Below are 7,399 nucleotides of genomic sequence, written 5' to 3'. Positions count from 1 at the left end.
GAGTATTTAGGCAAAACAGTAAACGTGCAGGTACGCAAAAGTTAGCGGATACACCTACTCGATTTTCTACAGAAAATATGCCTAAGGGGAATTATATTGTTATACCTAAGGTTTCTTCTGAACGGCGTCGTTATGTGCCTATGGGATATATGGATGATAGCTGTTTGGTTAGTGATTTGGTTTTTCTGATTCCAAACTCCTCCTTATATCACTTTGGGGTACTTACTTCAAATGTACATATGGCATGGATGCGAGTGGTGGCAGGAAGATTGAAAAGTGATTACCGATACTCCAAAGATATTGTCTACAACAACTTCCCTTGGCCATCTCCAACAGATAAGCAGCGAGAGACTATTGAAAAGACAGCACAAGGAATTTTGGATGCACGCGCTCTTTACCCTGACAGCAGCCTTGCTGACCTGTATGATCCGATTACAATGCCGCCTGAGCTGCTCAAAGCTCATCGCGACAACGATAAAGCAGTGATGCAGGCTTATGGTTTTTGGGGAAGGCTCAACAGCGAAAGCGAATGTGTAGCCGAGCTTATGAAGATGTATGAGGAACTGACTAAAAACGAATAAAGATTTAAGACTTTATATCAGGATTACGGCTGATGAAACGCATTTATTCAAGTTTGCCTTTGGCAAAACTTGAATAAATGCGTTATACTTAAAAGGATATTTGGATGATGGGATGAAGGTTTGTATATATGAAATTAGTTTCTATTGTTGTACCTGTTTATAATGAAGAAGCGAATCTGCGGCATTTTTATGAAGCCGTATGCGAGGCTATGAAGCCCTTGACAGATTATACCTTTGAGCTTGTTTTTGTTGATGACGGTTCGAAGGACAATAGCCGTGTAATTCTTCGTGAGCTTGAAAAAGAGGATGAGAGGGTACAGCCGATGTTCCTGGCAAGAAACAGCGGTCATCAGCTTGCTCTGACCTGCGGACTTGACCATACAGATGGTGATGTAGTAATTACTATGGACGGAGATATGCAGCATCCGCCTGAAATGATTCCTACGCTTCTCCAAAAGTGGGAGGAAGGCTACGAGGTCGTTCAGACTGTTCGCGTGACTACAGAGGGAGTATCTTTTTTCAAAAAGACGACCTCGGCTCTTTATTACAAGGTGCTTAATATGGTTTCAACTGTACCGATTCAGCCAGGCGGTTCGGATTTCAGACTCATGGACCGTATTGTCGTGGAGGCATTCAGAAAATATCGCGAGCATGCACGATTTATACGCGGACTTATTGTTGCTATGGGCTTTAAGCAGACGAAACTGGAGTTCGTCGCTCCGCCGCGCTTTGCAGGTGTGTCAAAATTCTCTTTCAGGAAGATGCTCCACCTTGCGGTAGACGGCATTCTGGCTTTTTCTACGGTTCCACTGCGATTTGGCCTTTACGCAGGAGTTTTGTCAGGTATCATCAGCTTTTTCCTCTTCTTGCATGTGCTCTTTGTAAAATATGTTGAGAACGATGCTGTCCCGGGCTGGGCAACTATTCTTGCCTGCGTTCTGTTTTTCGGAGGGGTGCAGCTCTTTATTCTTGGAATTATGGGAGAGTACATCGGACGTATTTTTGAGGAAACAAAGGGAAGGCCTCTGTACCTGATTGCACAGGACAAGCCTAAAAATGCGGACATGGAATTGAGAAAAGGTAAATAATTTTATCATTGATGCGTTGGGGGGATAATCATGCGCAGGTTGTTTATGGTATGTGTATTCTTGATTGGGCTGTGTGTTTCCGGAACTGTGCTGGCGGCTGAAACGGCTTCGCCGGACTGGGTGGCAAAGCTTCCGCAGGCTGCTGCGGCAAAACAGCTCTTTGTAGTTGCCGGAGTGGGAAAGACAACGGCGTACGTGTCCTTCCATGAAAAGAGCGCTGACGGCAGCTGGAAGCAGATTATGACGACTCCCGGCTTTATCGGGAAAGAAGGAATCGGCAAGGAAAGGGAGGGAGACAGTAAGACTCCCGTCGGCACATTTAAGTTTGATGCGGCATTTGGCATTGCTCCCGACCCGGGCTGTGCAATTCCCTATCTGCAGGTTGATGATAATTGCTACTGGTCAGGTGACGAGCGTCCGGGAATGCATTATAACAAGATGGTAGATATTCGCAGGGTGCCGGGGCTTGATAAGGAAAACAGTGAGCACATCGCGGATTATACTGTTCATTACGTATACTGCCTGAACATAGATTTTAATGCTGCGTGTCTTCCGGGCAAGGGCTCGGCGGTTTTTCTCCATTGTCTCGGCCCGCAGAAGCCCTATACTGGCGGCTGTGTGGCTATCCCCGAGGATAAAATGAAGCTCGTAATGCAGCGGGTAAAGCCTGACTGCGTGGTTGTCATTGACAGTATTAAAAAGATCGCGCCGCAGTTGGCGGCTGCATGGAAAATTTGATGCAATGAGCAATGAGAGGTCTGCCGCATGAAGACGGGTTATCGTGCGGCAGGCCTTTAATATTGAAAAAGCAATGCGTAAAAGTATATGATATGTGTTATGATTAGGTGAGGATAGAAAGAAAGGACGAAGCCGAATGGAAATTGTGACAAAATCGCCTGAGGAAACAGACGGTCTTGCATACCGCATAGGAAAAATCGTGCCCGAAGGAACAGTGCTCTGCCTTACGGGAAATCTCGGAGCGGGGAAAACCCTTTTCACGGAGGGATTATGCAGAGGCCTCGGAGTAACGGCAGATGTCACCAGCCCTACATTCAATCTTATGAATGTTTATGAAGGGCGTCTTTCCGTGCGCCATTTTGACCTGTACCGGCTTGAGGACGAGAGTGAGCTGGAGGAATTCGGCTTTTATGAATACGCGGAGGCAGATGACGGCCTGGTGCTTATTGAGTGGGCGGATAAATTCCCCGAAGCGCTTCCGGAGAAGTATATAAGAATACATATAGAATGCGGTGAAGATGAAAGTGAACGGCATCTTAATTTCACCCGTGCGGGCGGAGCAGACGCGGCATGGCTCAGGGAGCTGCTTTCACAGGAGGGAAAATAGTTTGGTGATTTTGGCAATAGAGACGGCGACAATCGTATCAAGTGTTGCTGTCGCTGAGGAAGGAAAATTGTTGGCGGAGGTCACGGCTGCAGCAAAGCTGACGCATTCGGAGACACTCCAGCCGCATATAAAACAGGCTATGGAAATGGCCCGTGTAAAGCGCGAGGACATAGGCGCCATTGCGGTAAGCCTCGGACCCGGTTCCTTTACAGGTCTCAGAATAGGGCTTGCTGCGGCAAAAGGACTGGCATACGCATGGGGAGTTCCTATTGTTGGGGTGCCTACTCTTGAAGCAATGGCAGAAAATTTCCCTGTGCCGGGCGCTGTTGTTGTTCCGCTAATTGACGCGCAGAAGGGAAATGCGTACATGGCTTGCTATTCCCGTGATGAAGAAGGCTTAAAGGAAGTACAGCCAATAGAAATAATTCCGCTTGATGAAGTCGTTAAACGGTGCGGAGCTATGGAAAAAACTGTCATTATCTGCGGAGATATGACGAAGAAGCTCGCGGATAAGGAGCTTCCGAAGAACGTCAGGACTGCACCCTTTACCCACATGCTGCCGCGCGCGGCTACTGTCGCGGCCTTGGGGCTTGAACGCCTGGCAAAGGGTGAACAGGACAATGTGATGAATCTTGAGCCGTTTTATATCCGACGTTCCGAGGCGGAAGTTCTTTGGGAGAAACGGCACCCGGAGGCAGACCTGTGATTACGTTTCGCCGTATGCGCCCGGAGGACGCCGCAGGCGTTGAAAAGGTGGAGCTTGCCTCCTTTGCTGTGCCGTGGTCGCGTCAGTCCTTTTGGGAGGCGGCGGCCAATGATAAGACGCATTACCTTTTGGCGGTGGACGGTGAGGAAATCATAGGCTATGCCGGAACATGGATTCTCGGAGACGAGGCGCAGATTACAAATGTAGCCATTGCGCCGGAGTATCGCGGAAAAGGTGTTGGAAAAAAGCTCATGGCAGAGCTTATAAAAGCATCAATAGAGCGCGGCGCAGTGCGGATGACTCTTGAGGTCCGTCCGTCAAACGCGGCGGCAATAGCACTCTATACGTCCTTTGGATTTAAGGACTGCGGAAGGCGTCCGGGATATTATCAGGATAACGGCGAAGATGCCATTATCATGTGGAATATGAATTTGGCCGAGGTTAATGCAGACCACTGAATCAAGAAAGTATGACGGAGGAATATATGAAAAAAACGGAGGAGCGGCTTACACTGGGAATCGAATCCAGCTGCGACGAGACTGCTGCGGCTGTACTTCGCGGAGGCCGTGAACTTTTATCAAATATAATATCTACGCAGATACCAATTCATCAGAAATTTGGCGGTGTAGTGCCGGAAATTGCGTCCAGAAAGCATATCGTAAATGTCATGCCTGTTGTTGACGAGGCGCTTCGTACGGCAGGTGTAAAGCTCTCGGATATAGATCAGATTGCGGTGACTTACGGCCCCGGACTGGTTGGCGCGCTTCTCGTCGGCGTATCGGCGGCAAAGGCTCTCGCTTTTGCGCAGGATATTCCGCTTATCGGAGTAAACCATCTTGAAGGGCATATTTTTGCGAATTTCCTTAGTGCCCCGGAGCTGAAGCCTCCGTTTATGGCGCTTGTTGTTTCAGGAGGACATACTGCCCTTGTTGAAGTAAGGGACTACAACAAATTCCGCATGATGGGACAGACACGCGATGACGCGGCAGGAGAGGCCTTCGATAAGGTTGCCCGTGTTATGGGGCTTCCATATCCGGGAGGCCCGCAGATAGACCGCCTCGCAAAGGAAGGAAATCCAAAGGCAATAGATTTCCCCCGTGCCCTGGTAAAGAGCGGAGATTACGAGTTCAGCTTCAGCGGTCTTAAATCTGCCGTGCTGAACTATCTTAACGCGCAGAAAATGAAGAATATAGAAGTAAATCGTGCAGATGTGGCGGCTTCCTTTCAGGACGCCGTTATTGAAGTGCTTATTGCGAAGGCTCTTGAAGCCATGCGGGAGACGAAGCTTGATACGCTCGTGCTTGCGGGCGGTGTTGCGGCGAACAGTGTTCTTGAGGAACGGCTGCGCTCTGCTGCGGAGGAGAACGGTATCAACTTTTTCTTCCCCAGCCGTATTCTCTGCACAGATAATGCGGCAATGATAGCCTGCCGCGGATATTATCAGTCTCTTTCCGACCGTTTTTCGGATTTGTATCTGAATGCTGTGCCGGGACTTGGACTTAATGACGTGGAGTAAGGGGAAATCTATGGACGTTAGGGAGCTTTGCCGAAAATTTACATCCTGTACGGCAGTGCAGACAGATATTCTCTCGCGCATAGTAATATGTTTTCCGTTTCTGGCAGACCTTACCCACGCGCATGTTACTCTTTATGCACCCGTGAGGAAGAGCGCTGATGAGCCTGCACGGTTTATCGTGCTTTCACACGAGAGCCCGCATACAGCGGTGCATACGGCACGCTGGGCGGAGCAGGGCGATATAGTGCGTATGCTTGAAGAACCTCTTGTCCGTGAGACCTTCGAAACGGGTAAGCCCTTGACGGGACGGAGAGAGTGGGAACTCGGGCAGACGGATATAATGATGTTTACTTACGCCATTCATGACGGCAATACGCCAATGGCGGTGGTTAGTCTTGAAATATCAGAGGAAAATCTGCATCTTGCGGGCAGCAGCCATCTGCTGAAAACTGCCCGTGCCATGCTGATAAACGCGAGAAAACCTATTGAGCCGTCTCTTTACCGTCCTATCGGAGCAAGCGACGGAGTACTTATCACCGACGCGTATAACCGTATTGTTTTTGCGAATGAAGCGGCAGGACATATTTATCGTGTGCTCGGAGTGGGGAGCCTTTTGGGACTTCATATATTTGACCGAAAGCTCACACGCCATATAACACGGGAAACCGTAGTGCCCCAGCGTCCTGATGAAAAGGAATTTGAAGCGGGAAATCTCGTGCTTGTTCAGAGAAACCTGCCTATTCTTGAGGGCGGTCAGCTTTTGTGCCGTGTAATTGTCCTTGAGGACGTTACCGAGCTCCGCAAAAAGGAAAAGCAGATTCTTGTACAGTCTGCGGTAATAAAAGAGATTCACCATCGTGTGAAAAATAATCTGCAGACCATAGCAAGCCTTCTTCGTATGCAGGCAAGAAGGTCTTCGGAGCCTGCAGTAAAGGAGGCATTGACTGAGAGCATAAACCGTATAACGAGCATTTCGGTTGTTCATGAATTTCTGTCGCAGCAAGGTTTTGAAGCTATTGATGTGCAGAAGATAACGAACAATATTTTGGATTTGCTTCAGCCAATGATGCTTCCGTCGGATTTTGTTCTTGAACGGAAAATAACAGGAACAGCGGCGATTCTCCCTCCGGTACAGGGAACCAATCTTGCCCTTGTAATCAACGAGCTCCTGCTGAACGCAATGGAGCATGGCTTTGAGGGAAGAAAAAGCGGCGTAATAGGACTTGATATAGAGGAAACACCGGAAGGCTTTCTGATTGATATACATGATGATGGAGCGGGGCTTCCGCCGTCGTTTGACCTCAGAAAGACAAAATCTCTGGGGCTTCAGATTGTCCGAACTCTCGTAGAGGGTGACCTGGGCGGGGAATTCCACCTTGAAAGCGACGAGGACGGAACCCACGCGCGCCTCATGATTCCGCGCGGGAGCGATAAGGAGGAAAAAAGCGTATGACACCTTTACGGCTTGTAATAGCAGATAACGAATCAATTATCCGAATGGATTTGAGAGAAATGCTTGAGGACGCCGGGCATGAAATAGTGGGAGAGGCTTCTGACGGCAAACGCGCTGTCGAGCTCACGAAAAAATATCGTCCTGACCTTGTCCTTATGGATATTAAGATGCCTGAGATGGACGGCATAACGGCAGCAGGAAAAATTTCCGAGGAAGGGATTGCTCCTGTGCTGCTTTTGACGGCATTCAGCCAGCAGGATATAGTGGAAAAGGCGAAAGGATCGGGCGTTCTTGGGTTTCTGGTAAAGCCCGTGCGTGAGGAAAATCTTTTCCCTGCATTGGAGAGTGCTCTTTCGCGCTGGCAGGAAATGAAGGAGCTTGAAGGCGAGCTTGATAAAGCAAAGGATTCTCTTGAGCTTAGAAAAACTCTTGACCGCGCGAAAGGAATCCTGATGAATGCGTATAACATCAGCGAAGGAGAAGCATACCGCCGTATCCAGCGCTACAGCATGATGAAGCGTAAGAGCATAAAGGAAGTTGCGGAGGCAGTAATCCGCTCGGGTGTGAAGAAGAAATAAGAGCATAGCAGACGAAAGGGATGGGAAGCATGGACGGAGAAATGCAGCGTTTTGTCGATATCCTTAAAGAAAGCAGCCGTATCGTATTTTTCGGCGGTGCCGGTGTATCCACGGAATCGGGCATACCGGACT

At 48.9% G+C, this 7,399-nt stretch carries 9 protein-coding genes and 1 pseudogene; all 10 read left to right on the top strand.

Annotation, left to right across the window (positions count from 1 at the left end; genetic code table 11):
* The coding region (locus ACY69O_RS01900; RefSeq protein WP_462331779.1) for a type IIL restriction-modification enzyme MmeI at window positions 1-581 on the top strand (581 nt) is incomplete at its 5' end.
* A gap of 128 nt (window positions 582-709) precedes the next feature.
* Window positions 710-1,669: a glycosyltransferase family 2 protein gene (locus ACY69O_RS01895; RefSeq protein ID WP_462331778.1), complete on the top strand. Its 960-nt coding sequence runs from the start codon at window positions 710-712 to the stop codon at window positions 1,667-1,669.
* 30 nt (window positions 1,670-1,699) lie between these two features.
* Window positions 1,700-2,407, top strand: a complete 708-nt coding sequence (locus tag ACY69O_RS01890; RefSeq protein WP_462331777.1) for a L,D-transpeptidase family protein — start codon at window positions 1,700-1,702, stop codon at window positions 2,405-2,407.
* Window positions 2,408-2,543: 136 nt separating this feature from the next.
* Window positions 2,544-3,014, top strand: a complete 471-nt coding sequence (tsaE, locus tag ACY69O_RS01885; protein ID WP_462331776.1) for a tRNA (adenosine(37)-N6)-threonylcarbamoyltransferase complex ATPase subunit type 1 TsaE — start codon at window positions 2,544-2,546, stop codon at window positions 3,012-3,014.
* Window positions 3,015-3,018: 4 nt separating this feature from the next.
* Entirely contained in the window at window positions 3,019-3,720 is a 702-nt protein-coding gene (tsaB, locus tag ACY69O_RS01880; protein WP_462331780.1) for a tRNA (adenosine(37)-N6)-threonylcarbamoyltransferase complex dimerization subunit type 1 TsaB, read from the top strand.
* Complete coding sequence (gene rimI / locus ACY69O_RS01875) at window positions 3,717-4,178, top strand: ribosomal protein S18-alanine N-acetyltransferase (protein ID WP_462331775.1); 462 nt, start codon at window positions 3,717-3,719, stop codon at window positions 4,176-4,178. The genes tsaB and rimI overlap by 4 nt, the downstream gene beginning before the upstream one ends.
* Window positions 4,179-4,204: 26 nt before the next feature.
* Window positions 4,205-5,236 carry a tRNA (adenosine(37)-N6)-threonylcarbamoyltransferase complex transferase subunit TsaD gene (gene tsaD / locus ACY69O_RS01870; protein WP_462331774.1) on the top strand — a complete coding sequence of 344 codons (1,032 nt, stop codon included), beginning with the start codon at window positions 4,205-4,207 and terminating at the stop codon, window positions 5,234-5,236.
* Window positions 5,237-5,246: 10 nt separating this feature from the next.
* A complete protein-coding gene (locus tag ACY69O_RS01865; RefSeq protein WP_462331773.1) occupies window positions 5,247-6,689 on the top strand; it encodes a sensor histidine kinase in 1,443 nt (480 codons plus the stop codon).
* Window positions 6,686-7,267, top strand: coding sequence for an ANTAR domain-containing response regulator (locus ACY69O_RS01860; protein ID WP_462331772.1), 582 nt, complete (start codon window positions 6,686-6,688; stop codon window positions 7,265-7,267). The genes ACY69O_RS01865 and ACY69O_RS01860 overlap by 4 nt, the downstream gene beginning before the upstream one ends.
* Window positions 7,268-7,296: 29 nt before the next feature.
* Window positions 7,297-7,399 (top strand): annotated as a pseudogene (locus ACY69O_RS01855) (NAD-dependent protein deacylase); the annotation flags it as partial.

The sequence above is a fragment of the Schwartzia sp. (in: firmicutes) genome (genome assembly GCF_978017985.1).
The sequence above is the reverse complement of the archived record's forward strand: the minus strand, read 5'-3'. Positions and strand labels throughout refer to the sequence as shown.